25 protein-coding genes and 1 tRNA gene are annotated in these 24,965 nt (G+C 68.4%); 17 read left to right on the forward strand and 9 right to left on the reverse strand.

Translation table 11 applies throughout. The features are described 5' to 3' along the window. Positions 1-29: 29 nt before the first annotated feature. Entirely contained in the window at positions 30-2,339 is a 2,310-nt protein-coding gene (locus tag BM228_RS20160; RefSeq protein ID WP_092043422.1) for an FdhF/YdeP family oxidoreductase, read from the reverse strand. Positions 2,340-2,494: 155 nt separating this feature from the next. Between BM228_RS20160 and BM228_RS20165 the strand changes: the two genes are divergently transcribed. Beyond that, positions 2,495-2,668: a metallothionein gene (locus BM228_RS20165; protein ID WP_092043424.1), complete on the forward strand. Its 174-nt coding sequence runs from the start codon at positions 2,495-2,497 to the stop codon at positions 2,666-2,668. Positions 2,669-2,735: 67 nt separating this feature from the next. Here BM228_RS20165 and BM228_RS20170 read toward each other — a convergent pair whose 3' ends face one another. The 3 genes from BM228_RS20170 to BM228_RS20180 all read right to left on the reverse strand — a co-directional run bounded on the left by BM228_RS20170 (position 2,736) and on the right by BM228_RS20180 (position 4,093). After that, a complete protein-coding gene (locus tag BM228_RS20170; RefSeq protein WP_092043425.1) occupies positions 2,736-3,023 on the reverse strand; it encodes an MTH1187 family thiamine-binding protein in 288 nt (95 codons plus the stop codon). Positions 3,024-3,130: 107 nt separating this feature from the next. Continuing rightward, a tRNA-Gly gene (locus tag BM228_RS20175) sits at positions 3,131-3,204 on the reverse strand. 46 nt (positions 3,205-3,250) lie between these two features. Beyond that, positions 3,251-4,093, reverse strand: a complete 843-nt coding sequence (locus BM228_RS20180) for a 3-oxoadipate:acetyl-CoA acetyltransferase (protein WP_092043427.1) — start codon at positions 4,091-4,093, stop codon at positions 3,251-3,253. Between the two features lie 176 nt (positions 4,094-4,269). Here BM228_RS20180 and aroQ point away from each other — a divergent pair, with 176 nt between their 5' ends. The 13 genes from aroQ to BM228_RS20245 all read left to right on the forward strand — a co-directional run bounded on the left by aroQ (position 4,270) and on the right by BM228_RS20245 (position 17,550). Beyond that, entirely contained in the window at positions 4,270-4,722 is a 453-nt protein-coding gene (gene aroQ, locus BM228_RS20185; protein ID WP_092043428.1) for a type II 3-dehydroquinate dehydratase, read from the forward strand. A gap of 134 nt (positions 4,723-4,856) precedes the next feature. Then, complete coding sequence (locus BM228_RS20190; RefSeq protein WP_092043430.1) at positions 4,857-5,558, forward strand: orotate phosphoribosyltransferase; 702 nt, start codon at positions 4,857-4,859, stop codon at positions 5,556-5,558. Between the two features lie 13 nt (positions 5,559-5,571). Beyond that, positions 5,572-6,654: a dihydroorotase gene (gene pyrC, locus BM228_RS20195; RefSeq protein WP_092043431.1), complete on the forward strand. Its 1,083-nt coding sequence runs from the start codon at positions 5,572-5,574 to the stop codon at positions 6,652-6,654. A 338-nt stretch (positions 6,655-6,992) separates the two neighbouring features. Continuing rightward, positions 6,993-8,438 carry an amidase gene (locus BM228_RS20200; RefSeq protein WP_092043432.1) on the forward strand — a complete coding sequence of 482 codons (1,446 nt, stop codon included), beginning with the start codon at positions 6,993-6,995 and terminating at the stop codon, positions 8,436-8,438. Positions 8,439-8,858: 420 nt separating this feature from the next. Further along, the gene (locus BM228_RS20205; protein WP_092043434.1) at positions 8,859-10,634 is read left to right on the forward strand and encodes an acetolactate synthase 3 large subunit; all 1,776 of its coding nucleotides are present in this window, start codon (positions 8,859-8,861) and stop codon (positions 10,632-10,634) included. A 129-nt stretch (positions 10,635-10,763) separates the two neighbouring features. Beyond that, on the forward strand, positions 10,764-11,306 hold the full coding sequence (gene ilvN / locus BM228_RS20210) for an acetolactate synthase small subunit (protein WP_092043435.1): 543 nt from the start codon (positions 10,764-10,766) through the stop codon (positions 11,304-11,306). 47 nt (positions 11,307-11,353) lie between these two features. Beyond that, the gene (locus BM228_RS20215; protein ID WP_092043437.1) at positions 11,354-11,590 is read left to right on the forward strand and encodes a MazF family transcriptional regulator; all 237 of its coding nucleotides are present in this window, start codon (positions 11,354-11,356) and stop codon (positions 11,588-11,590) included. Beyond that, positions 11,574-11,939 carry a type II toxin-antitoxin system PemK/MazF family toxin gene (locus tag BM228_RS20220; RefSeq protein WP_092043438.1) on the forward strand — a complete coding sequence of 122 codons (366 nt, stop codon included), beginning with the start codon at positions 11,574-11,576 and terminating at the stop codon, positions 11,937-11,939. The genes BM228_RS20215 and BM228_RS20220 overlap by 17 nt, the downstream gene beginning before the upstream one ends. A 16-nt stretch (positions 11,940-11,955) precedes the next feature. Beyond that, positions 11,956-12,597 carry a glutathione S-transferase family protein gene (locus BM228_RS20225; RefSeq protein ID WP_092043440.1) on the forward strand — a complete coding sequence of 214 codons (642 nt, stop codon included), beginning with the start codon at positions 11,956-11,958 and terminating at the stop codon, positions 12,595-12,597. A gap of 78 nt (positions 12,598-12,675) precedes the next feature. Then, positions 12,676-13,341: a TetR/AcrR family transcriptional regulator gene (locus BM228_RS20230; protein ID WP_425284972.1), complete on the forward strand. Its 666-nt coding sequence runs from the start codon at positions 12,676-12,678 to the stop codon at positions 13,339-13,341. Between the two features lie 35 nt (positions 13,342-13,376). After that, positions 13,377-14,396, forward strand: a complete 1,020-nt coding sequence (gene ilvC / locus BM228_RS20235; protein ID WP_092043443.1) for a ketol-acid reductoisomerase — start codon at positions 13,377-13,379, stop codon at positions 14,394-14,396. A gap of 175 nt (positions 14,397-14,571) precedes the next feature. Further along, complete coding sequence (locus tag BM228_RS20240) at positions 14,572-15,225, forward strand: pyridoxamine 5'-phosphate oxidase family protein (RefSeq protein ID WP_092043444.1); 654 nt, start codon at positions 14,572-14,574, stop codon at positions 15,223-15,225. A 249-nt stretch (positions 15,226-15,474) separates the two neighbouring features. Further along, positions 15,475-17,550: a methyl-accepting chemotaxis protein gene (locus BM228_RS20245; protein WP_092043446.1), complete on the forward strand. Its 2,076-nt coding sequence runs from the start codon at positions 15,475-15,477 to the stop codon at positions 17,548-17,550. A gap of 230 nt (positions 17,551-17,780) precedes the next feature. Here BM228_RS20245 and tam read toward each other — a convergent pair whose 3' ends face one another. The 4 genes from tam to BM228_RS20265 all read right to left on the reverse strand — a co-directional run bounded on the left by tam (position 17,781) and on the right by BM228_RS20265 (position 21,203). Then, positions 17,781-18,563 (reverse strand): trans-aconitate 2-methyltransferase, encoded by a 783-nt coding sequence (tam, locus tag BM228_RS20250; RefSeq protein ID WP_092043448.1) that lies wholly within the window; start codon positions 18,561-18,563, stop codon positions 17,781-17,783. Positions 18,564-18,585: 22 nt separating this feature from the next. Next, a complete protein-coding gene (locus BM228_RS20255; protein ID WP_092043449.1) occupies positions 18,586-19,287 on the reverse strand; it encodes a haloacid dehalogenase type II in 702 nt (233 codons plus the stop codon). After that, the gene (gene trpS / locus BM228_RS20260; protein ID WP_092043451.1) at positions 19,284-20,348 is read right to left on the reverse strand and encodes a tryptophan--tRNA ligase; all 1,065 of its coding nucleotides are present in this window, start codon (positions 20,346-20,348) and stop codon (positions 19,284-19,286) included. Before trpS ends, BM228_RS20255 begins: the two co-directional genes overlap by 4 nt. Before the next feature lie 93 nt (positions 20,349-20,441). Next, positions 20,442-21,203, reverse strand: coding sequence for an endonuclease III domain-containing protein (locus BM228_RS20265; protein ID WP_092043452.1), 762 nt, complete (start codon positions 21,201-21,203; stop codon positions 20,442-20,444). Here BM228_RS20265 and BM228_RS33930 point away from each other — a divergent pair. Then, entirely contained in the window at positions 21,202-21,393 is a 192-nt protein-coding gene (locus tag BM228_RS33930; protein WP_139234135.1) for a hypothetical protein, read from the forward strand. The two genes, BM228_RS20265 and BM228_RS33930, sit on opposite strands and share 2 nt — an antisense overlap. A 200-nt stretch (positions 21,394-21,593) precedes the next feature. Here BM228_RS33930 and BM228_RS20270 read toward each other — a convergent pair whose 3' ends face one another. Next, the gene (locus BM228_RS20270; RefSeq protein WP_092043454.1) at positions 21,594-22,334 is read right to left on the reverse strand and encodes a GyrI-like domain-containing protein; all 741 of its coding nucleotides are present in this window, start codon (positions 22,332-22,334) and stop codon (positions 21,594-21,596) included. Between the two features lie 198 nt (positions 22,335-22,532). On the opposite strand from BM228_RS20270, the gene dapF reads away from it, so the two are divergent. Then, positions 22,533-23,420 (forward strand): diaminopimelate epimerase, encoded by an 888-nt coding sequence (gene dapF, locus BM228_RS20275; protein ID WP_092043455.1) that lies wholly within the window; start codon positions 22,533-22,535, stop codon positions 23,418-23,420. Further along, the gene (gene mtaB, locus BM228_RS20280) at positions 23,420-24,646 is read left to right on the forward strand and encodes a tRNA (N(6)-L-threonylcarbamoyladenosine(37)-C(2))-methylthiotransferase MtaB (RefSeq protein ID WP_092043457.1); all 1,227 of its coding nucleotides are present in this window, start codon (positions 23,420-23,422) and stop codon (positions 24,644-24,646) included. Before dapF ends, mtaB begins: the two co-directional genes overlap by 1 nt. Positions 24,647-24,965: the final 319 nt, after the last annotated feature.

Genomic DNA, 24,965 nt, shown 5'->3' on the forward strand with positions numbered 1-24,965 from the left:
GAGAACGGCGCCGCGCCAGATCCCCCGGCTCAGGTCGCGGCCGTCACCCGCACGGTGATGGCCTTGGCGGCTGGGGTCTTGGACTGCTCGTCGTGATGCCAGAGCGGCAGCAGGACGTTCAGCTCCGGGTAGTAGCCGCCGCAATTCCCCGGGGGGATATCGTAGGCGATCACCCGCAAGCCGCCCACGCGCCGCGCGACCTGATCGCCCGCCACCGCCTCCACATCGACGGAGCCGCCATCCTTGAGCCCGAGCCGGGTGATGTCGGCCCGGTTCATGAACAGGATGTCGCGGGTGCCCTTCACCCCGCGGAAGCGGTCGTCGTAGCCGTAGACCGTGGTGTTGAACTGGTCGTTCGACCGGAGGGTGATCAGGTCGAGCACGTCCGGGCCGCGCTCCGGCAGGTCGGGATCGGCCTCCAGACCCTCGGGCACGGCGAAATTGGCCTTGCCGGTCTCGGTCTCCCATTTCCGGTCGCGGGCGCCGAGCGGCTTGGTGATCCCGCCGGGCCGGAACATCTGGCCGTTCAGGTCGTGGAATACCTTCGGGTAGGTCGCCTCGATGGCGTCGCGCACCCGGGCATAATCGGCGACCCAGGCATCCCAGTCGATCCGCGGGTTATGCGGCAGCGCCGCCTTGGCGATCTCGGCCACGATCCAGGGCTCGGAGCGCACATCCGGACCGACCGGATCGGACACGCCCCGGGAGCCGTGGAAGCGTGCGGTGGAATCCTCCATCGACACGGCCTGCGGCCCGCTCGCCTGCTGGTCGATCTCGATCCGGCCGAGGCAGGGCAGGATGTAGGCGACGGTGCCGTTGACCAGATGCGAGCGGTTGAGCTTGGTCGAGATCTGCACGGTCAGGCGCTGCCGGCGCCAGGCCGGCTCCATCCGGCCGGTATCGGGGATGGCGCGCAGAAAATTGCCGCCGAGGCTGACGAAGGCCCGGACGCTGCCGTCCAGGATGCCCTCACAGCTCTCGACGGTGTTGAGCCCCTTCTCCCGTGGCGGCTCGAAATCGTAGAGTTCCTTCAGCCTGTCGAGGGGCGCCAGCTCCGGCTTCTCGGTGATGCCGACCGTGCGCTGGCCCTGCACGTTGGAATGGCCGCGCACCGGGCAGATCCCGGCGCCGGGCTTGCCGATATTGCCCCGCAGCAGCAGCAGGTTCACCAGCATCCGCACGGTCTCGGTGCCCTTGCGGTGCTGGGTCAGCCCCATCCCGTAGATGCCGATGACCGCCTTGGCCCGGGCATAGGCCGCAGCGGCGGCCTCAAGGGCGGTGCGGGTGAGGCCGGAACGGCGCTCGATCCCGGGCCAATCCGCGCGATCGCAGAACGCCACGAAGTCCTCGAAGCCGTTTGTATGCTCGGCGATGAAGGCGTGGTCGAGCACCGCAGGCTTGCCCGCGGCTACGGCTTCCCGATCCTGGGCGATGAGGATCTTGCACAGGCCGGTGAGCGCCGCGAGATCGCCGCCGGCCTTCACCTGGTGGTACTGCGTCGAGATCTTGGTGGCCGAGCGCGTCAGCATCTCCACCGGCGATTGCGGATTGGTGAAGCGCTCGAGCCCGCGCTCGCGCAGGGGGTTGAAGGTGATGATCTGCGCCCCCCGGCGGCGCGCCTCCTGGAGCGGATGGAGCATCCGGGGCGCGTTCGAGCCGACATTCTGACCGAAGAAGAACAGCAGGTCGGTGGTCTCGAAATCCTCAAGCAGCACCGTGCCGACCGGAGCGCCGATCGATTGCGGCAGCGCCACCGAGGTCGGCTCGTGGCACATGTTGGAGGAGTCCGGCAGGTTGTTGTTGCCGTAGAGGCGCGCGAGCAGCGCCCACATATAGCTGGTCTCCAGCGAGGCCCGGCCGGAGGCGTAGAACACCACCGATTTCGGGTCCTCGGCGCGCAGCGCCTTCAGCTCCTGCCCGATCTCGGCGAAGGCTTCGCCCCAGGAGACCGGCCGGTACCGGTCGGTCTCGGGATCGTAGCGCATCGGATGCGTGAGGCGGCCCTGCTCCTCCAGCGCGTAGTCGCTCCAGCCGAGCAGCTCGGTGACCGTGTGGGCGGCGAAGAAGTCCGGGGTCGCCCGCCGGCGGGTCTGCTCCCAGGCGGTCGCCTTGGCGCCGTTCTCGCAATACTCGAAGGCCAGGGGCTTGGCCGGCTTCGCCCACGCGCAGGAGACGCACATGAACCCGTCCGGCTTGTTCTGCTTCATCAGCATTGCCGAGCCGGTGACCGGAACGCCCTCGCGGGTCAGGATCTCGACCAACGAGCGGGCGGAGCCCCAGCCGCCGGCCGGGCTGTCATAGGGTTCGATCCGCACGTCACCGGTGTTCTGCTCGGTCATGCCGTCCTCCTCCCGGCCCCTCAGTGTCCGGATGAGGGGAACGCACGAGGGGCGGCGGGGATCACGGGCGCGTCGCCGCGGTGTCGATCCGCTTCCGTTCGCGCCCGGACGGATCTAGCCTCGGCGGGCGGGCAAATCGTCCGAGGAGAAGATCCATGTCCAGCGTCGACGTCGAGATGGTGAAATGTGCCTGTCAGGACTGCGTGTGCGTAGTCCAATTGTCCAAGGCGGTGTCTCGGGACGGCAAGGCCTATTGCTGTGATGAGTGCGCCGACGGCCACAAGGATCACGCCGGCTGCGAGCATGCCGGCTGCGCCTGCCACGGCTAAGCGGCTCGGAAAAGACCGGTCCCGCGCGGCGGTGCGACCGCCGTGCGGCGCCTTTACAGAGGACCTGTCAGGACACGGCCGCGAGCTTGTCGGCCATGGATTGCTCCTTGTCCCGACGGGTCGAGAAGATCAACGTGAAGAAGGTCCGCTCGACGCCCAGCTCGGCGAGCCGCGCCTCGCAGCGCTCGGCCAGGGCGCAGACCTCCGACAACTCGGCCTCGATGTTGGTGCCGTTGGGATGCATCGTGGCGGTCAGGCCGCTCGCCTCGATGATCGCCTTGATCTCGCGCACATAGGGCGAGACCGACGGGCCGACGCCCATCGGCACGATGCACAGATCGGCGGATACCTTCATGGTGATGCTTCCCAGGGAGCCGGGGCACGCCGGATTCGGCGGGGCGACGGATACGAACGGGATGGGGGCGCCTGCCGGGGCTCCGCCGCCTTGATGCGAGGCAGGCGTGGAGCGGGTACCGGGAATCGAACCCGGGTATTCAGCTTGGAAGGCTGCTGCTCTACCATTGAGCTACACCCGCGCGAGCGGAGCGTTAGCACGCCGCCCGGCTCCTGAGAAGACGGTCCTCAGGCGAGTCCCAAAGCAGCGCGCGCTTCGGCCGGCGTGGCAACCCGGCGGCCATGGCGGCGGACCGCGGCGGCGGCCAGGCTGACCAACTCGGCGTTGCTCGCCGCCAGCCTGTCCTTCGTGACCCGGATGTTGTCCTCCAGGCCGGTGCGGACCGCGTCGGCGCCGCGGGCGAGCGCCCAGTCCATCACCACCGCCTGATTGCGGCCGATCCCAGCGGCGGTCCAGGTCGCCTCGGGCAGGATCCGCCGTGCCTCGGCGAGCAGGATGTCGAGCAGGTGCTCCTCGGCCGGCATGGCGTTCTGGACGCCCATCACGAACTGCACGTGCGGGCGCGCGTCGATCAGGCCCGCCTCGATGAGCCGCTTGGCGCCGTGCAGGTGCGACAGGTCGAAGATCTCGATCTCGGGCCGGACGCCGAACTGCTTCATCTGGCCGGCGAGGTCGGTCACGAGGCCGGCGCTGTTCTCGTACACGATGGTCGGAAAATTCACCGAGCCGGTGGAGAGCGAGGCCATGTCGGGCCGGTGCTTGAGCGAGAGCCCCCGTGCCGCGGGATCGCGCCCGCGCCCGCCGGTGGAGAACTGCACGATCATCCCCGGGCAGTGCTTGCGCAGCCCCTCCTGCACGGCCGCGAATTTGTCGGGGTCCGAGGAGGGGGATTCGTCGTCGTTGCGCACGTGGATATGGGCCAGCGTCGCGCCCGCCTCGAAGGCTTGCTGCGTCGACTCGATCTGCTCGGCCACGGTGATCGGCACGGCCGGATTATCCTTTTTGCGCGGCACCGAGCCGGTGATCGCCACCGCGATCACCACGGGCGCGTCGCTCCGGGATCCTGCCATCGCATCTTCTCCCTGATCGTTCGTCTGGTTCGGGCCCGGGATAGCGCCGCGCGCGGGGAAACTGAACTGCTCGGGCGGGGTGGGGAGCGTCTGAAGCGGGACATCTCGGGGCCGGTGACAGGCCGGGCTTGTGTCGGACGGCCGCTTGCCGCACCTCTCGGGCCGCGAGGAACGCGATGAACGACACGATCCTGGTCCTGAACGGGCCGAACCTGAACCTGCTCGGCAAGCGGCAGCCGGAGATCTACGGGCGCGAGACCCTCGCCGATGTCGAGGCCCTGTGCCGCGAGACCGCCACCGGCTTCGGGCTGACGGTGGATTTCCGCCAGAGCAACGCCGAGCACGTGCTGATCGACGCGATCCATGCCTTCCGGGTCGGGTCCGCCGGCATTGTGATCAATGCCGGCGCCTACACCCACACCTCCGTGGCGATCCTCGACGCGCTCAACACCTGTGAGGTGCCGGTGATCGAGTGCCACATCTCGAATGTCCACCGGCGTGAGGCGTTTCGCCATCACTCCTACATCTCCCTCGCCGCGACCGCGGTGCTGGCGGGCTTCGGCACCCACGGCTACGCCCTGGCGATTCGGCACCTGGCGCAGCTCCGAGAGAGGGCCGGCACGGCCTGAGCGGCGGACAGAGGTCGGTTCAGGGTTGACGCTGGCGGAGACAGGGCGGAGGAGACCCGTCAGGCCTTCCCATCCTCGCGCTCTTCGAGACCGGTCCCCGCCGGAGAGCGCATCCAGCGGAGCGCGCACGCCGCATGACCACGTCGTTCCTGCCCATCGACCGGACGATCATCGCCCGCGAAGCGGCCAAGATGTTCCTGGAGATCGGGGCCGTCCTTTTCTACGAGGACGAGCCGTTCAAGTTCACCTCCGGCTGGGCCAGCCCGGTCTACACCGACAGCCGCAAGATCATCTCGTTCCCGCGCCTGCGCTCGACGCTGATGGACTTCGCGACCGCCACGATCGTGCGCGAGATCGGCTACGAGTCGCTGACCCATATCGCGGGCGGCGAGACCGCCGGCATCCCGTTCGCCGCCTGGATCGCCGACCGGCTGATGCTGCCGATGCAGTATGTGCGCAAGAAGCCGAAGGGTTTTGGCCGCAACGCCCAGATCGAGGGCGAGGTGGTGGAAGGCGCCAAGACTCTGCTGGTCGAGGATCTCGCCACCGACGGGCGCAGCAAGGTCAATTTCTGCCAGGCCCTGCGCGATGCCGGCGCCCAGGTCGATCACTGCTTCGTGCTGTTCTACTACGACATCTTCCCCGGCAGCGCCGCGCTGATGCAGGAGACCGGGATCAAGCTGCACTACCTCACCACGTGGTGGGACGTGCTGGCGGTCGCAAAGGAGATGGGCACCTTCGATCCGAAGACGCTGGCCGAGGTCGAGAGCTTCCTCAACGCGCCGGCGGAATGGTCGGCGGCCCATGGCGGCATCTCCTCCTTCGGACAGGGCTGAGGAACTGATCGCGATGAGCGTCGCCGACCTGTTCCCCGCCGCACAGCCCTCCGCCACGACGTCCGCCGACCGGATCACCATCCGCCGGCCGGACGACTGGCACATCCATCTGCGCGACGGCGCGATGCTGAAGGCGGTGCTGCCCTACACGGCGGCCCAGTTCGCCCGGGGCATCATCATGCCGAACCTGGTCCCGCCGGTGACGACCGTGGCGGCGGCGCGCGCCTATCGCGAGCGAATCCTGGCCGCACTGCCGGACGGGATGGATTTCACCCCGCTGATGACCTGCTACCTGCGGGACGACACCGACCCGGACGAGATCGAGCGTGGCTTCGCCGAGAAGGTTTGGATCGCCGCCAAGCTCTACCCGGCTGGCGCGACGACGAACTCGCATGCCGGCGTCACCGACCTGATCGGGCTCGCGCCCGTGCTGGAGCGGATGGAGCGGATCGGCATGCCGCTGCTGATCCACGGCGAGGCCACCGACCCGGAGATCGACATCTTCGACCGCGAGGCCGCCTTCATGGAGGGTAGCCTGATCCCGCTGCTCGCCCGGCACCAGGGCCTGAAGGTCACCGTTGAGCACGCCACCACGGCCGAGATCCTCGACGTGGTGCGTGCCAACCGGACCCGCGTGGCGGCGACGATTACGCCCCACCACCTTGTCATCAACCGCACCCACATCTTCCAGGGCGGCTTGCGCCCGCATCTCTACTGCCTGCCGGTGGCCAAGCGCGAGCGGCACCGTCTTGCCCTGCGCGCGGCCGCGACCTCCGGCGAGGCGTGCTTCTTCCTCGGCACCGACACCGCCCCGCATGTCCGCGGCGCCAAGGAGGCGTCCTGCGGCTGCGCCGGCGTCTTCTGCGGCCCGAGCGCCCTGCAGACCTACGTCCAGGTGTTCGACGAGGAGGGCGCGCTCGACAGGTTCGAAGCCTTCGCGTCGCTCAACGGCGCGCGCTTCCACGGGATCGCGCCCAACGCCGCTACGGTCACCCTCGAGCGGCGGGGGAGCCGCGTGATCGAGGCGGTGGCCGTGGAGGACACCGCCGTGGTGGTGTTCCGCGGGGATGAGACGCTGCCTTGGGCTGTGGTCTGATACGGCTCAGGTAAGGCCTCGCACCGGCCCCACCGTCATTGCGAGCGGAGCGAAGCAACCTAGGGAAACGCCATATTCGGCGAGCGCGCGCTGTCCTGGATTGCTTCGCTACGCTCGCAATGACGTCGCTGGGCTTGGGGGTGGGATCAGGGATCACCGCGCCATCGAGCGCGACGCGGACTGCTGATCAGGCGGCGGAGACGTCAGCCGAAGCCCTGCACATCTCTTGCCTCTCAAGCAATCGCTAGTAGTAGACCGCCGCACGCGACCAAACGTGTGATCGGCCTTGCCGAGGCTTGGCCATGCTGGCGCGGACCGCGATAGGGAGACGACGGACCATGCAGGATGAGCGACAGGACGGCATCACGGCGCTCGGCGCCGTCGATCTCTCGGCCGCCATTCGCGGCCGGATCGTTTCCTGTGTCGAGGTAATGCGCGCCTATCTGGAGCGGATTCACCGGCTCAATCCGCAGGTCAACGCCATCGTCGGGCTTCAGGACGATACGGTGCTCCTCCAGGAGGCGGAGGCGCGGGATGCCGCGCTCGCCCGCGGCGAGGCCGTGGGGCCGCTCCACGGGTTTCCGCTCGCGGTGAAGGACCTTGATGCGGTGCGCGGGCTGCCGTTCACGCAAGGCTCGCCGATCTTCGCGGACCGGATCGCACAAGTCGACACGATCATGGTCGCCCGGCTGCGCGCCGCCGGGGCGATCTTCATCGGCAAGACCAACATCCCCGAATTCGGGCTCGGCTCGAACAGCTTCAACCCGGTCTACGGCGCCACTGGCAACGCCTACGATCCGGAGAAGACCGCCGGCGGATCGAGCGGCGGCGCGGCGGTGGCGGTGGCCCTGAAGCTTCAGCCGGTGGCCGATGGCAGCGATTTCGGCGGCTCCCTGCGCAACCCGCCCGCCTTCAACAATTGCTACGGCCTGCGCCCGAGCTGGGGCCGGATTCCGGTCGAGACCAAGGACGTGTTCAGCCCCGGCCTGTCGGTGCTCGGTGCCGTCGGGCGCAGCCCGACCGATATCGGCCTGATGCTGTCGGTCCAGGCAGGCTACGATCCGCGCTGCCCGAACACGATCCGCCAGGATCCCTCGGCCTTCGCGAGCCCGCTCGCCCGGGATTTTCGCGGCACCCGGATCGCCTGGCTGGGCGATTGCGACGGTCAGATCCCGTTCGATCCCGGTGTGCTCGAACTCGGCCGCGCGGCGCTTGCCACCTTCGCGGAGATCGGCTGCGTGGTCGAGGAGGCTGCGCCCCGGTTCGACATGGAGCAACTCTGGCGCGACTTCCTGACCCTGCGGGCGCTGATGGTCGCCCCGGTGCTCCGGCCGCTCTATGACGAGCCGGCCCACCGGGTGCAGATGAAGCCCGAGGCGATCTGGGAGGCCGAGCGCGGGCTGGAACTCACCGTCGACCGGCTCACCGCCGCCCTGGAGAACCGCACCCGCTGGTACGAGACCCTGCGCCGCTTCATGGAGCGCTACGATTACCTGGTGATGCCGAGCGCGCAGGTCTTTCCGTTCGACAAGGGCCTGCGCTGGCCCAATGAGGTCGGCGGCCGCGCGATGGAGACCTACCATCAGTGGATGCAGACCGTGATCCCGGTGACGATGTCCGGCCTGCCGGCTCTCGATGTCCCGGCGGGCTTCGGGGAGGCCGGGCTGCCGACCGGCATCCAGATCGTCGCCCGCAACCACGGCGAGCTCGCCTGCCTCCAGCTCGGCGCGGCCTACGACGCCGCGAGCAACTGGGTCCGGCGCCGGCCGCCGCCCCTGCACTGATCGCGCGTCCGACCCTCGGCAAATGCGTTGACCGGTTCCCGGGGCTCCGGTATGAGGCTCGACACTTCACGCGTGAGTCGCATGAATCCGACCCCGGATTTGGCGATCGCCGCGAAGCAGGTTCGGATATCCGATGAACGCGGTTCTTATTGTAGCGGAAGCGTCACCGACGGGGCGGCCCTAAATCAGGGCTGCAATCCGAGCGGTGGCGCATGCAGGGTCCCTCGGGGCCCTTTTTTATTGCCCGCTGCCCGGTGACGCATCACGGCCAACGAGATCCACGGCATCGCGATATCGACGAGCACAGCATTTTCGGGCGAGGCGGAGGCCGCCTCGCGTGACGAAGGTGCAGGACGACGGAACCGGTCGGTCCGGCGGGCGTGATCGCCGCGGACAATCCGGGGAGCGGAGGAGGAGAGCATGGGCGGCGAGGTCATGACCGGGGCCGAGATGGTCATCCGGGCATTCCGGGATCAGGGCGTGGACACGCTGTTCGGCTATCCGGGCGGTGCCGTACTTCCGATCTACGACGCCCTGTTCCACCAGAACGCGGTGAAGCACGTGCTCGTCCGCCACGAGCAGGGCGCGGTCCACGCGGCCGAGGGCTATGCGCGCTCGTCCGGCAAGGTCGGCTGCGTGCTGGTCACGTCGGGGCCCGGCGCCACCAACATTGTCACCGGCCTCACCGACGCGCTGCTCGATTCGATCCCGCTCGTCTGCATCACGGGCCAGGTTCCGACCCATCTGATCGGCACCGACGCCTTCCAGGAATGCGACACGGTCGGCATCACGCGCCACTGCACGAAGCACAATTACCTGGTCAAATCGATCGAGGACCTGCCGCGCATCCTGCATGAGGCCTTCTACGTCGCGGCAAACGGCCGGCCCGGCCCGGTCGTCATCGACCTGCCCAAGGATATCCAGTTCGCCTCCGGCCTCTACGAGCGCCCGGAGATCTCGAGCCACAAGACCTACCGTCCGGCGGTCAAGGGTGATGCCGACCGGATCCGCGCGGCGGTGGAGCTGATGGCGACCGCGCGTCGTCCGGTCTTCTACACCGGCGGCGGCGTGATCAATTCCGGCCCGGAGGCCTCGCGTCTCCTGCGCGAGCTGGTCGCCGAGACCGGCTTCCCCGTCACCTCGACCCTGATGGGTCTTGGCGCCTATCCGGGCACCGACCCGAAGTTCCTGGGCATGCTCGGCATGCACGGGACTTACGAGGCCAACCTGGCGATGCACGAGTGCGACGTGATGATCTGCGTCGGCGCCCGGTTCGACGACCGGATCACCGGCCGGCTCGACGCGTTCTCGCCGTTCTCCAAGAAGATCCACATCGACGTCGATGCCTCCTCGATCAACAAGGTGGTCAAGGTCGATGTCGGGATCGTCGGGGATTGCGGTTCGGTGCTCGCCGACATGCTGGAGGCTTGGCGCGCCCTGCCGTCGCGGCCGGAGAAATCCAACCTCGACCCGTGGTTCCAGAAGATCGGCGCCTGGAAGGCCCGCGACTGCCTCGCCTACTGGCCGTCGGGGACGATCATCAAGCCGCAATACGCCGTGCAGCGCCTCTACGAGGCCTGCAAGGACCGCGAGACCTACATCACCACGGAGGTCGGCCAGCATCAGATGTGGGCGGCCCAGTACTTCAAGTACGACGAGCCGAACCGCTGGATGACGTCGGGTGGCCTCGGCACGATGGGCTACGGCTTGCCGGCGGCCATCGGCACGCAGCTCGCCCACCCGAAGGGGCTGGTGATCGACATCGCCGGCGAGGCCTCGATCCTGATGAACATGCAGGAGCTCTCGACGGCGGTGCAGTACCGGCTGCCGGTCAAGGTGTTCATCCTGAACAACGAGTACATGGGCATGGTCCGGCAGTGGCAGGAGCTGCTGCACGGCTCGCGCTACTCGCAGAGCTATTCCGAGAGCCTGCCGGACTTCGTCAAGCTGGCGGAGGCCTACGGCGCCAAGGGCATGCGCTGCGAGAAGCCGGGCGACCTCGACGGCGCCATCGCGGAGATGCTGGCCTATGACGGGCCGGTTCTGTTCGACTGCATCGTCGACAAGACCGAGAACTGCTTCCCGATGATCCCCTCGGGCAAGGCGCATAACGAGATGCTCCTGTCCGACTACCTCGGCGAGACCGGCGTCGAACTCGGCGACGTCATCTCCGAGGAAGGCAAGATGCTGGTGTGATGGATTTGGCGGCGGCCCTCTCGGGGTCGCCGCCGGCCGTTTGGGCGGCGGCGCGCGGTTGCGCTTGCCTCGGGCAGGACGCGCTCGGATCGCCGCCATGAGCAGGATTGGACGAGGACGAAGCCGGCGATGAACGCGATGAACACCCACTATCCCGATGCCGTCCGCGTCGAGCCGGTGAACCGGCACACGCTCGCCGTGATCGTGGACAACGAGCCCGGCGTGCTCGCCCGCATCTCCGGGATGTTCTCCGGCCGGGGCTACAACATCGAGAGCCTGACCGTCTCCGAGACCGAGGAGGCGCGTCACATCTCGCGCATCACCATCGTGACCGCCGGCACCAACGCCGTGATCGAGCAGATCAAGGCGCAGCTCGACCGGCTCGTGCCGGTCCACCGGGTCGTGGACCTGACGCTCCAGGGCAACGCCATCGAGCGCGAGATCTGCCTGGTGAAGGTCAAGGGCGAGGGCGAGCACCGCAGCGAGGCCCTGCGCCTGGCCGCCGCCTTCGGCGCCAAGACGCTGGACGCCACCCTCAACTCCTTCGTGTTCGAGCTCACGGGCGCCACCGAAGAGATCGACCGGTTCGTGCGGCTGATGAGCGTGATCGGTCTGGTGGAGATCTGCCGCACCGGCATCAGCGCCATGGGGCGGGGCTCGGAGCCGCTGTAGGAAGCGGCCGATTGAGCTATGATGGCCGGAGAGTGGGAGAAGCTCTCATGGCAGCCAAGCTCACGCGCGCCGGCGACGAATTCGTGATCCGGATCCCTGCACGTGAAGGCGACCGGCACGGTCTGGCGGATGGCCAGACCGTCGAGATCCTGCCGCGGCGGCGAAAAGAGACGCTGCAGGACATGCTCGCCGAGATGGATCGGCTCGGGCCGGCCTACCGTCCCCCCGTCGTGGATTGGGGGCCGGATGTCGGCGCCGAGATCATCCATGACGACTGGACGTGACATTCGCGACCTCCCGGAGGCCGGGGATCTCGTCTGGGTCGATCTCCGGCCGACCCTGGGCCGTGAACAATCCGGCGTTCGACCCGCGCTCGTTCTGACCAGCCGCGATTTTCATCTGCGGAACGCGACCGCCATCGTCTGCCCCGTAACGCGCACCATCGACCCCTGGCCGACGAAAGTGATGCTCCCGCAGGGGCTCGCGATCTCCGGTGCGATCCTGACTGATCAGATCCGGAACGTCGATCGCGCGTTACGTGGCTTTCGCCGCATCGACGGTGTTCCCATCGAAACGCTTGATGCCGCTCGACAGAAGCTCGCGAATCTCCTCGGCTTCAACTCGCCTCCCTGACAAGGATACCGATCCTTTGGCACGCACCCTCTACTACGCCCCCGGCGCCTGCTCGCTCGCCGCCCACATCATCCTTGAGGAATCCGGGCTGCCGTTCGAGGGCGTCAAGCTCAACTTGGCGGCGGGGGACCAGCGCGCGCCGGAATATCTCGCGATCAACGAGCGCGGCCGGGTGCCGGCCCTGGTCGAGGACGGCTGGGTGCTGACCGAATGCGCGGCGATTCTGCGCCACGTCGCCCGCTCCGTGCCCGAGAAGGACTTCTGGCCGACCGACCTGCGCGAGCAGGCCCGGGCCGACGAGTGGCTCGGCTGGCTCGCCGCCAACCACCACGTCACCTACGCGCATGTGCGCCGGCCGGAGCGCTACACCGCGGACGAGGATGCCTTCCCCGGCATCCGCGACAAGGCCGCCGATACCTACGGCGATCTCTGCACCATGACCGAGGTCCATCTCTCGAATGGCGGCTGGGCCGTGGGGGATCGGTACGGCGTGGTCGACGCCTACCTGATGGTCTTCTGGGTCTGGGCTTCCGGTTCATCGCTGCGCTTCGATATGGCCGAGCGTTTCCCGGCCTGGCACGCCCATGCCCGCCGGGTGGCCGAGCGGCCGGCGGTGCAGGCCGTGTTCGCCCGCGAAGGGTTGTCGCTTCCGGCCTGAACCGCGATTCGCCGGGCCCCTTGCGGCGTCCGACGAATCGCACTATCGAGCGTACCGTACGGTACGGTACTGGGGACGATGCGGTCGAGTCTCGCAGAGCGGCAGGAGACGATGGAGGCGGGCGCCGCGGCGCCGGAGCCCCCGTCCGTGCGCCAGCAGGCGGTGCTCGACGCCGTCCTCGCCCTCATGGTCGAGGGCGGTGACCAGCTCACCATGGACGCGGTGGCCCGCCGGGCGAGCTGCTCCAAGGAGACCCTGTACAAGTGGTACGGCGACCGCGACGGCCTGCTGACCGCGACGGTGCGGTGGCAGGCGTCCCGGGTCCATGCCGGCCGCGAGGCCGTGCAGACGCTGGACGGGACCACCCTGCGGGAGCATCTTCAGGACTTCGCGGTCTCGTGGCTCACGGTGATCACCAGCCGCACCTCGGTGGCGCTGAACCGGATCGCCGTGGCCCACGCGGGCTCGCGCAAGAGCAATCTCGGCGGCATCGTGCTGGCGAATGGCCGCTTCGCCATCGGCGAGCGGGTCAAGCCGGTTCTGGAGGCCGGGCGTGCAGCGGGGCTGCTCGCCTTCGCCGACAGCGAGTCAGCGTTCCGGACCTTCTTCGGCCTCGTCGGCCGGGATATCCAGATCCGATTGCTGCTCGGCGAGGCGCTTGACCTCGATGCGGATGAGATCCGACGCGACGCGGACCGCGCCGTGGACCAGTTCCTGGCCCTGTACGGCCAGGCGAACACCTAACCCAACCCGAAACCAACACCGAAGAGGAAACCGACATGCGGGTTTATTACGATCGCGACGCCGACCTGAACCTGATCAAGGGCAAGAAGGTCGCCATCGTCGGCTACGGCAGCCAGGGCCATGCCCACGCGCTCAACCTGCGCGATTCCGGCGTGAAGGACATCGTCATCGCCCTGCGCGAGGGCTCCGCCACGGCCAAGAAGGCCGAGCACGAGGGCTTCAAGGTCCTGTCGGTTGCCGAGGCCGCCAAGTGGGCCGACGTTGTGATGATGCTCACCCCCGACGAGCTGCAGGGCGACATCTACCGCGAGTCGCTGGAGACGAACATGAAGGAGGGCGCCGCCCTCCTGTTCGCCCACGGCCTCAACGTCCACTTCAACCTGATTGAGCCGCGCAAGGACCTCGACGTCCTGATGGTCGCCCCGAAGGGCCCCGGCCACACCGTGCGCTCCGAGTACCTGCGCGGCGGCGGTGTGCCGACCCTGATCGCCATCGCCCAGGACGCCTCCGGCAACGCCCACGATCTCGGCCTGTCCTACGCCTCGGCCAATGGCGGCGGCCGCGCCGGCATCATCGAGACCACCTTCAAGGAGGAGTGCGAGACCGACCTGTTCGGTGAGCAGGCCGTGCTCTGCGGCGGCTTGGTCGAGCTGATCAAGGCCGGCTTCGAGACCCTAGTCGAGGCGGGCTACGCCCCCGAGATGGCCTATTTCGAGTGCCTGCACGAGGTGAAGCTGATCGTCGACCTCATCTACGAGGGCGGCATCGCCAACATGAACTACTCGATCTCCAACACGGCCGAGTACGGCGAGTACGTCACCGGCCCGCGCATCGTCACGCCCGAGACCAAGGCCGAGATGAAGCGCGTGCTCAACGACATCCAGTCGGGCACCTTCACCCGCAACTGGATGCTGGAGAACAAGGTCAACCAGACCTCGTTCAAGGCGACCCGCGCCAAGCTCGCCACCCACCCGATCGAGGAGGTCGGCACCAAGCTCCGCGCCATGATGCCGTGGATCTCCGAAAAGGCGCTGGTCGACAAGACCCGCAATTGAGTTTTGGAATTTGGCGGCCGGGCTTTGCTCGGCCGCGTGGTGGGGAAGGGGCCGGTCACGCGAAAGCGAGGCCGGCTTTTTCTATTCCCGGTTGCCGAGCGCAAACATTCCCGGCGATAATCGCTTCAGCGGTCCCGCCTGCATGAGGACCGGTGAGGGTTGGAGAGGACACGCCATGGCATCGCTCTATTCGGACGCCCACCGGGCGTTGCAGACCGAGTTCGGCACCACGAAGCTCGCCGTGCGCCTGGACGAGGATTGGGTCCACGACAGCATCCGCCCGGACGAGGGCGCCTTCATCGGCTCCCGGGACATGTTCTTCCTGTCCACCGTCGATCCGGACGGGATGCCCACCGTCTCCTACAAGGGCGGTCCCCCGGGCCTCGTGAAGGTGCTCGACGAGAACACCCTCGCCTTCCCGGGCTTTGACGGCAACGGCATGTTCTACTCGATGGGCAACATCGAGGGTCAGGCCAAGGTCGGTCTGTTGTTCATCGATTTCGAGACGCCGCACCGGATCCGCGTGCAGGGCCACGCGACGCTGCTGCGCGACGATGCCCTGATGGCCGAGTATACCGAGGCCAAGTACCTGGTGAAGGTTGCGGTAAAGAAGATCTGGGTCAACTGCCCGCGCTACATCCACAAGTACCAGAAGCTCGAGCAGAACAAGTACGTCCCCACCCCCGGGCGCGAGACCCCGCTCGCCTCCTGGAAGCGCCTCGACCTCGCCGGCGACGTGATCAGCGACGAGGACAAGGCCCGGGTCGCCCGCGAGGGCAAGCTGGAGGTGGCCGAGTACGAGGCTTTGGTCGCCCGCGGCGAGGCTTAACGCGCGAACCGGCCCTCATGCACCCGCATGAGGGCCGATGAAGACGAACTGAGAACACTTGTTCGATGTATTTCGATCCCTAAAATATGCTTTGAGCCTCAGATTTCGATCGCGCGCGAATAAAATTGAAAACTCGCGGCAGCATAACTTCAGCGCCGGAAGCAGATTAAAGACTCGAATGATGATTAACTGGCGGGTTATGATCTTGCGTTAGAACGATTCGTGTTCCCGCTGAGAAAATGTTGCTCGATGGCCTCGCTTCCACTTAAAGCCGCGCTTGCCGGCAGCCTTTCGCTTGCCGCGGTCTTCGCTGGCGGAACGGCCTTCCTGACCCAGCGCATCGATGCAGCGTTCGAAGAACAGACGGCCAAGATCCAATCCGAGACGCTGTCGAACGAGGCGCGCGAGGTCCGCGCCCAGCTCGCAGCGGCAGCCGAGACGGCCGAAAGCCTTGCGGTCACCGCCGCGGCCCTGCGCGCAAGCGGCATCCAGGACCGCGCGGTCTACGACGCCGTGGTACGGGATCTGCTGCGCTCCAATCCCCATCTGCTCGCCACTTGGACCGGGTGGGAGCCGGACGCGCTCGATGGCCGGGACAAGGCGTTTGCCGGCACGGATTCGTCGGACGCGACCGGTCGCTTCCTGCCCTACTGGAACCGCGGCACGGGCGAGATCAAGCGTGAGGTGTTGACCGGGTACGACACTGAGGCGGACGGCGCCTATTACCTGCAGCCGAAGCGGCTCAACCGCCCGGTCGCCATCGAGCCCTACATCTACCCGGTGGCCGGCAAGAAGCTGACGATCATGTCCTTCGGCGCACCGATCACGGTGGACGGGACGTATCGCGGCACGGCCGGCATCGATTTAGACCTCGGCTCCCTCAACGCCGCCCTGAACGCGGTGAAGCCGTTCGGCACCGGCTATCTGGCCGTTGTCTCGGCCAGCGGGATCAGCGTCGCGCATCCCACCGGCGAGGCCGCCGGAAAGCCGCTGCAGACCTTCGATGCCTCCGCGGCCGATGCCGCGAAGGCGGCGATCGCCCGAGGCTCGCATGTCGTGGTCGACGCGCCCGGCCCGGACGGCGCGCCGTGGCGCTACATGGCGCAGCACATCCAGGCCGGCGATACCCAGGATCGCTGGGCCGTGGTGGGCGCCGTGCCGGTTCGGACGCTGAATGCCGCCGCCGATCAGGTGCGGGCCGTGCTGATCGGGATTTCGGTTCTATGCGTGCTGATCGTCTGCGGCGTCTTGGTCGGCGTGCTGCACCGGATGGTCGGGACACCGATCCGCGCCCTGGGGGTAGCCGTCGGCGACATGGCCGCAGGCAATTACGAGGCAAGCGTGCCCGAGGCTCGGCGCTCGGATGAGGTCGGTATCGTGGGGCAGGCGGTCCTGAAGCTGCGGGACGGGCTGCGCCGACAGGCTGAGACCGACGCCCTCGACAAGGCCGCCGCCCAGGCCGCGGCCGAGGCCGAGCGCCAGCAGGCGATGGCGACGCTGGCGGGCGATTTCGAGCGGGCGGTGGGCGGTATCGTGGAGACGGTCACGGCCGCCGCAAACGAGCTTCAGGCCACGGCCCAGAGCCTATCCGGCACGGCCACCGACACCGCCGTGCAATCGACCACGGCCGCGGCCGCGGCCGAGGAGGCGGCCTCGAATGTCGGCGCTGCGGCCTCCGCGGCCGAGGAGCTGAGCACGTCGGTCCAGGAAATCGGCCGGCAGGTCCACGGATCCGCCCAGCTCGCCCAGGCCGCGGCCGCGGAGGCCTCACACACGGTCGAGTTGGTGCAGGCGCTGAGCACGGCGGTGACGAAGATCGGGGACGTGGTGACGCTGATCACCGATATCGCGGCCCAGACCAACCTGCTGGCCCTCAATGCAACCATCGAGGCGGCGCGTGCTGGCGAGGCCGGCCGCGGCTTCGCGGTGGTGGCGTCCGAGGTAAAGGAACTGGCCAACCAGACCGCCAAGGCGACGGAAGAGATCGCCGGCCAGATCGCCCGCATCCAGGGCTCGACCGGCGAGGCGGTGACGGCGATCGGCACGATCTCGGCGCGCATCGACGAGATCAACGGCGTTGCCGCGACAATCGCGGCCGCGGTGGAACAGCAGGGCGCCGCGACCCAGGAGATCGTCCGCAACGTCACACAGGCTGCCTCGGGAACGGGCGAGGTAACGACCAACATCACCCGGGTCGCCGATGCCGCCGAGATGACCGGCGCGGCCGCGAGCCAGGTGCTCACCTCGGCCTCCGAGCTGTCGCGTCAATCCGAACAGCTCAACGCCGAAGTAAACCGCTTCCTCGGCACGGTCCGGGCGGCCTGAGGGGCAGTCGTGACGTAACCCTTGGCGGATATGGGCCACGTCTCGCCACGTGCGTTCAGGCGTGAGTCGGGTCCACCGACCGAGATGCGAACGCCGTCGCTTTCATCGGCAGAGAGGGCGCGCATCATGCCTGAGTCGGATGGCCTATCGAACCGCGTCGGAACCGAGACCTGCCCCGATATCCGCAAGCCCTGGCTGGTGCCCCGATCGTACCGAGACGCTCGCGAGCGCTACTCGCCCTTGCGCGCGACGATGAACACCCGCGGGAAGGCCAGCAAGCGCCGACCATCGCTGCGCGGTGGGTAGCCGGCGTCGATCGCGGTCCCGTAGGCGGCGAGGAACCCGGCTGTCTGGTCCGGGTCCAGCGGGTCGAGGAACGGGCGCAGCCCCGTGGCGCTGACCCAGGAGACGATGGCGGCGGCATCCGCCATCGGGTGGTGATAGGCAGTGCGCCAGACATCGACGTCGGCGGCGAGCGGCGCCAGCAGGTCGTAATAGCCGGCCGGCTCCAGCATGCGGCCGAGGCGCCCGGCCAAAGCCGGATCGCCGATCGCCCTGGCCCAAGGGCCGGAAGCGGCAGTCTCGCGCATCAGGCGGTGCGAGGGCTCGGCGAGGTTGTCGGGCATCTGCACCGCCAGCACGCCGCCGGGCGCCAGCAGGCCGAACAGCCGGGGCAGCAGCACCGGATGGTCGGACAGCCATTGCAGCACGGCGTTGGCGTAGATCATGTCCGGCGCCCGATCGGGCACCCAGGTCGCGGCGTCGGCCAGCGCGAAGGTCAGGTCGGGCAACCGGGCCCGGGCGCTCTCCAGCATGGCGGGCGAGGTGTCGAGGCCGATCACCTCCGCGCCCGGAAAGCGCGCCGCGATCAGCGCCGTGGAATTGCCGGGACCGCAGCCGAGATCGTAGGCGAGGCGTGGCTCTGCAAGCGGCACTCGGGCCAGGAGCTCGGCCGCCGGGCGGGTGCGCTCGTCCTCGAAGCGGGTGTAGAGGGCGGGGTTCCAATCGGCCATCGTGTCCCCCCTCGCTCCATCGTCAGCAGCCGAGCTGGTCGGCCAGATCCGTTAGGTCCCGGGCCGCGTAGGTGACCGGGACACTGGGCGCAGTTTCGCCGCCGGCCGGCCCGTGCTCGTGCGGCCGGGCGATGTGGGCGGTGGACAAGCCGTGACTCGCCGCCGCCACAAGATCGTTCGAATGGGCGGCGACCATCAGGGTCTCCGCCGGGGCGAAGCCGAAGGCCGCCACCGCGTCGCGATAGAGCGCAGGCTTGGGCTTGTAGTCGCGGGAATAGCCGGCGCCCAGGATCGCGTCGAAGAGGAAGCCGTTGCGCCGGGCGAGGTCGGCCATCAGCCGGACATGGCCGTTGGAATTGGGCGCCAGGAGGTGGCGTTCCCGCAGCCGGGCCATCGCATCCGGCACCTCGGGCCAGGCGTCGAGCCGGTGCCAGGCCTGGACCAGTTCCCGCTGCACGTCCTCGGGCACGCCTGCGATGCCGAACTGCGCCAGCACGTCGGGCAGGGATTCCGTCTGCAGGGTGTCGAGATCGACGAAGGGCCGCGCGCCGGAACGCACGGTCTCCATCGAGGGGTTGTAGCGGTCCCGCCAAGCATCCGCGAAGGCGCCGGCATCGAGCGCGGGGGCGTAGGCGCCGAGCAGGCGTGCGGCCTCCCGGGCCACTCCGGAGCGCCAGTCGACGAGCGTCCCGAAGACGTCGAAGACGAGCGCCCGGATTGTCACCGCACCGCCTGGAGGTTCGGGCTCCGCCGGACGAAGCCGACGATGTCCTTGACCGCGTCCAGCGTCTGGGCCGCGATCGTCTCGGCCCGCCCGGCGCCGTCGGCCAGCACGGCATCGATATGGCCTGGATCGGCAGTCAGCCGGCGCATCTCCCCGGCGATCGGCGCGAGGTTCGTCACCGCGAGGTCGGCCAAAGCCGGCTTGAAGGTCGAGAACTGCGCCCCGCCAAAATCGCGCAGCACTTCCCCGCGGGTGATCCCGGCGAGCGCCGCATAGATCCCGACGAGGTTGTCCGCCTCCGGCCGCTCCTTGAGCCCCGCGATCTCGGAGGGCAGCGGCTCGGAGTCGGTCTTCGCCCGCCGGATTTTTTGGGCGATCGTGTCGGCCTCGTCGGTCAGGTTGATGCGGGCATTGTCGGACGGATCCGACTTCGACATTTTTTTGGACCCATCCCGAAGCGACATGACCCGCGCCGCTGGCCCGCCGATCAGCGGTTCGGTCATCGGGAAGAACGCCTCGCCGTGGCCGTGCGCCGCGATCGAGCCCGAGAAATCGGTGTTGAACTTCTGGGCGATGTCCCGGGTGAGTTCCAGGTGCTGCTTCTGGTCCTCACCCACGGGGACATGGGTGGCACGGTAGGCCAGGATGTCGGCTGCCATCAGCACCGGGTAATCGTAGAGCCCGATCGAGGCGTTCTCCCGGTCCTTTCCGGCCTTCTCCTTGAACTGGGTCATGCGGTTCAGCCAGCCGAGGCGAGCGACGCAATTGAACACCCAGGCGAGCTCCGCGTGCTGCGGCACCTGGCTCTGGTTGAACACGATCGCGCGCTTGGGATCGATGCCGGCGGCCAGGAACGCGGCCGTGACCTCGCGGATCTGGCCGCGCAGGGCCTCCGGATCCTGCCAGACGGTGATCGCGTGCATATCGACCACGCAGTACAGGCACTGCGCGTCGCGTTCCTGCATCTCCACGAAGCGCTTCACCGCCCCGAGGTAATTGCCGAGATGCAGGTTGCCGGTGGGCTGGACGCCCGAGAAGACCAATTCGGTGAACGCGGCCATCGGCGCCGATCCTGAGCAATAACCAGCCGGGGCTCCGTGCCTGCCGGGCGCGGGGTTACTCGCACCCGTGGCCCGGACCGGTCAAGGATGCCCTTACGGCTCCCGCGCGCCCGCGGCCGCGCTCGGGCAGAGATCGACCAGCACGCAGCGCCCGCAGGCCGGGCGGCGATGATGGCAGACCTGCTGGCCGTGCAGCATCAGGATCTCGTGATTGTCATAGAGGTCCTGCGCGCTCCAATCGGCCGGCAACTGCGCCCGCAGGATCGCGTGCGAGGGCCCGACATCGATCCGGGGGCCGATCAGCCCGAGCCGCTGAGCAACCCGGTGGTGGTGGCTGTCCACCGGCAGGGCCGGCATCCGCAGGGTTGAGAACGACAGCACCGCCGCGCTGGTCTTGGGACCGATCCCCGGAATCGCCTCTAGCCAGGCACGCGCCGCCGCGACATCCATGTCGCCCAGGAAGGCGAGGTCGAGACTGCCACACCGGTCGCGCACGGCGATGAGCACCTCGCGGATGCGCGGCGCCTTCAGCTCCGGCCAAGTCACCCCGGCGATTTCCGCCTGGATCTCCGGCACCTCCGCGTCGATCACCGACTCCCAGTCCGGGAAGCGGGCGCGCAAGGTCTTGAAGGCCCGGCCGGATTCGGCGTTGCGGGTCCGGTGCGAGAGCAGCGACGAGACCAGCTCGCTCACCGGGTCAAGGCTGTGGAAATACGGGATCGGGCAGCCATAGACCGGGCAGAGCCGGGCATGGATCGCGAGCGCCTTGTCGGCGAAAGCCGGGTCGGACGGAGATGGTGCGGCCTTGCGGCGCGACGGCGGTGCGGAGGTGGTCGGGAACAGGGAGGTCGGCATGCACCACGAATCCGCGAGCCGCGGCCGCTGTTCCGGTTCTCCGAATACAGCGGCGATCTGTCCCTTCGGTCAAGGCGGCGCGACGTTCGCAGGTGGTTACTGGATCATCGCGCGAGGGAAGGGTTTTCTGGCAGGTCGCGGCGTTACCGAATTCTATTCTTCGATCGGCAATTTTTCGCTGACCGGATGAACCGCATTGTCATACCGGAGCGCCGCAGGCGAGCCTGGAATCCAGAGCCGCCGACGGCGCAAGATCCTGAGCTGTCAGAGGATATGGCTCCCGGGCTCCGCTTCGCGGCCCCGGGATGACAGGACGGATGATGATCCCCCCGGCGAACTCTCGTTCGCCGAAGAAAACAAGAATTCTTTTTGCGAGCGTTTGCCGGCGGCCTACTTCACCAGCGCGAAGATATTCACGTCGAGGTTGTCGTCGGTGCCGTCCTTGAGGTCGGTGGCGTATTCCTCGACGAACCGGTCCTGCACGACGATGTCCTTGGCGTCGAGATAGGCCGTCAGGGTCTCGTAGGTGCTGTCGATCGACTCGTAGGAGCCCTTGTGGGCGAACCGCAGGGCCTTGCCGGACGGGGTCGTGCCGAAGCGCAGGCCGTCCGCTTCTGTGGGTGCAGGGGAGGGGGGCGCCGCCACCGGGATCATCGCCTCGAACTCGAAGCCGTCATCGTCCGTGCGGGTGAACACCGCCAGCGGCCGGCCCGCGGGGGCGACGCCGAGCTTGGCGAGATCCGCCTCGATCCGCGTGAAGGCCTGCGTCAGGTTGACGATGGCCTCCTCCCACTTGGTCTTGCCCGCGATGATGGCGGCCGGCTTGGCCGGCAGGATGACCTCGTCGACATCGCCGGGCTCGCCGGGCTTCTCGATGAGGGTCGGGCGCCCGGGTGTGCCAACCGCGGCCTGGCCAGCGGGGGGCGGGGTCACCGCCTGCTGGGGCGCCGGGGCGGCGCTCTTGTTCGGATCGGGAACCGGGTTGGGCGCCGTGGTGGTCGGCAGCGGGCTGGTCTGTGCGGGCGCCGGCGCGGTGGAAGGTGGCGGTGCGGGCTGCTGCTGCGCAGAGAGGGGACCGCCGGCAAGTGCCAGCGCGGTCGAGAAGGCGACGAGGGAACGAAGGCGGATCACGGGGGGCGCTCCGGTCGGGTCCCGGCGGATCGTCGCGTGGGCTCCCACCGGCTAACCTAGTGGCGATCCGGCCGGGCCGCGAGGGCACGCGCCACGAGAGCCGCGGGTGCGGCGCATCTGCCACGCCGCCGGCCCCCCTCGCGTCGGGCAGAGCGTTTTGCCATATAGCTGGCCGATCCCCTCAAACCCTCTGGCTGCATGAGCGCACTCGCCCATAGACGCTTCCTGAAGATGCACGGCGCCGGCAACGCGATCGTGGTGCTGGACCTGCGCGGATCGGCGGCCAAGGTCCGGCCCGAGGAGGCCCGGGCGATCGCGCAGGATCCCGGCTCGCGTTTCGATCAGCTCATGGTGCTGCACGATCCCGTGAGCCCCGGCACCGACGCGTTCATGCGGATCTACAACACCGACGGCTCGGAATCCGGCGCCTGCGGCAACGGCACCCGCTGCGTCGCCTACGCGATGCTCGACGACCCGGCCATGGCCCGCCCCGCCGAGGGCGGAAGGCTGGTCTTGGAGACCGCTGCCGGCCGCGTGGGCGTGCGCCGGATCTCGGAGCGGGCCTTCACGGTGGATATGGGCCGCCCCCGGCTTGCCTGGGACGAGATCCCCCTGTCCGAGCCGTTCCCCGATACGCGGCGGATCGAATTGCAGATCGGCCCGATCGACGATCCGATCCTGCACTCCCCGGCCGCCGTGAACATGGGCAACCCGCACGCGGTGTTCTTCGTGGACCGGGATCCGGCCTCCTACGATCTCGCCCGGATCGGGCCGATGCTGGAGAACCACCCACTCTTCCCCGAACGCGCCAACATCTCCATCGCCCAGGTGACCGACCGCGAGGCGATCACGGTGCGGGTCTGGGAGCGGGGCGCCGGCCTGACGCTCGCCTGCGGCACGGCCGCCTGCGCCACGGTGGTCGCCGCCTCGCGCCTGCGGATGATCGGCCGGCAGGCCCATGTCCGGCTGCCGGGGGGCGAGCTGTTCGTGGAATGGCGCGCCGACGACCATGTCCTGATGACCGGCCCGGTCGCGCTCGTCGCCGAGGGCACGCTGGCGCCGGAGCTGTTCGCCGGCGCCGCCTGATGGGCGTCGAAACCCTTACCTTCGGGTGCCGGCTCAACACGGTGGAGTCGGAGGCCCTGCGCGTCCACGCGGCGGCCGACGGGCGCGACCGGGTGGTGATCAACACCTGCGCGGTGACTCAGGAAGCCGGCCGGCAGGCCCGCAAGGCGATCCGCCGGATCGCCCGGGAGCGGCCCGGCACCGAGATCGTCGTCACCGGCTGCGGCGCCGAGGTCGAGACCGAGGCCTACGCGGGGATGCCGGAGGTGACGCGCCTCGTCGGCAATGCCGAGAAGCTGAGCCCCGCCGGGTGGTCGCCCGCCGCCACCGGCCCGGGCGCCGTTATGGCGGCCCGCACCGTCGCGCCGACCCGGATCGACGCGATCGCCGGCCATACGCGGGCCTTCGTGCCGGTGCAGAACGGCTGCGACCACCGCTGCACCTTCTGCATCATCCCGTTCGGCCGCGGCACCTCCCGCTCAGTGGCGGTGGCCGACGTCATCGCGCAAGTCGAGACCATCGTGGCCCATGGCGGCCGCGAGGTGGTCCTCACCGGCGTCGACCTCACGGCCTACGGTCGCGACCTTCCCGAACCGTCGCTGACTCTCGGGCACCTCGTGCGGGCGATCCTGAAGGGTGTGCCGCAGCTCGCGCGCCTGCGCATCTCCTCGATCGACTCCGTGGAGGCCGACGACGCGCTGCTCGCGGCGCTCGCGGAGGAGGAGCGGCTGATGCCGCACCTGCACCTGTCGCTCCAGGCCGGCGACGACCTGATCCTCAAGCGCATGAAGCGCCGGCACAGCCGCGCCGACGCGATCCGGTTCTGCGAGACGGTCCGCGCGTTGCGCCCCGACGTGGTATTCGGCGCCGACCTGATTGCAGGCTTCCCCACCGAGACCGAGGCGCAGTTCATGCGCTCTCTCGATCTCGTGGCCGAATGCGGGCTGACGCATCTCCACGTTTTCCCGTACTCGCCCCGCCCCGGGACGCCAGCCGCCCGCATGCCTCCGGTAGCGCCGGACGCGATCCGCGACCGCGCCGCCAGCCTGCGCGCGGCCGGCGCCGACGCTCTGCGCCAACATCTCGATGGGCAGGTGGGACGCACACTGACGGTCCTGGCCGAGCGCGGCGGCACCGGCCGAAGCGCGGATTTCACACCCGTGCGGCTGGCAGGGGAGGTCGAGGCGGGGACGTTTCACGCCGTTTCGATCGCGGGGCATGATGGGGCGCGGCTGATCGCTGCGTGAAGCCCTTCAGCATCGATATTCCTGCCTGCATCCCCATCCCGATGCGACGGAGCGAAGCAAATGCCTCGAAGGAGGAGCGCCGCTTCTCGAAGACGCCTTCGAGCGTCGCTTCGTTCACAACTCAGATAAGATCGAGGTTAGGACGACCCGTCGAACCGGCTCTACGAAAAAAGGATCGCGGCCATCCGGACGTCCGAAACCTACCGGTGCTGATAGTAATCCCAGACCAGGTAGGCCGGGAACGGGATCATGATGGCGAAGAAAATCCAGTCGAACATTTGAGGCATGGCGAGATCCATTCATTTGGGGGGCTCTGCAA

The sequence above is a fragment of the Methylobacterium pseudosasicola genome, from assembly GCF_900114535.1.
GTDB classification, from domain to species: Bacteria; Pseudomonadota; Alphaproteobacteria; order Rhizobiales; family Beijerinckiaceae; genus Methylobacterium; species Methylobacterium pseudosasicola.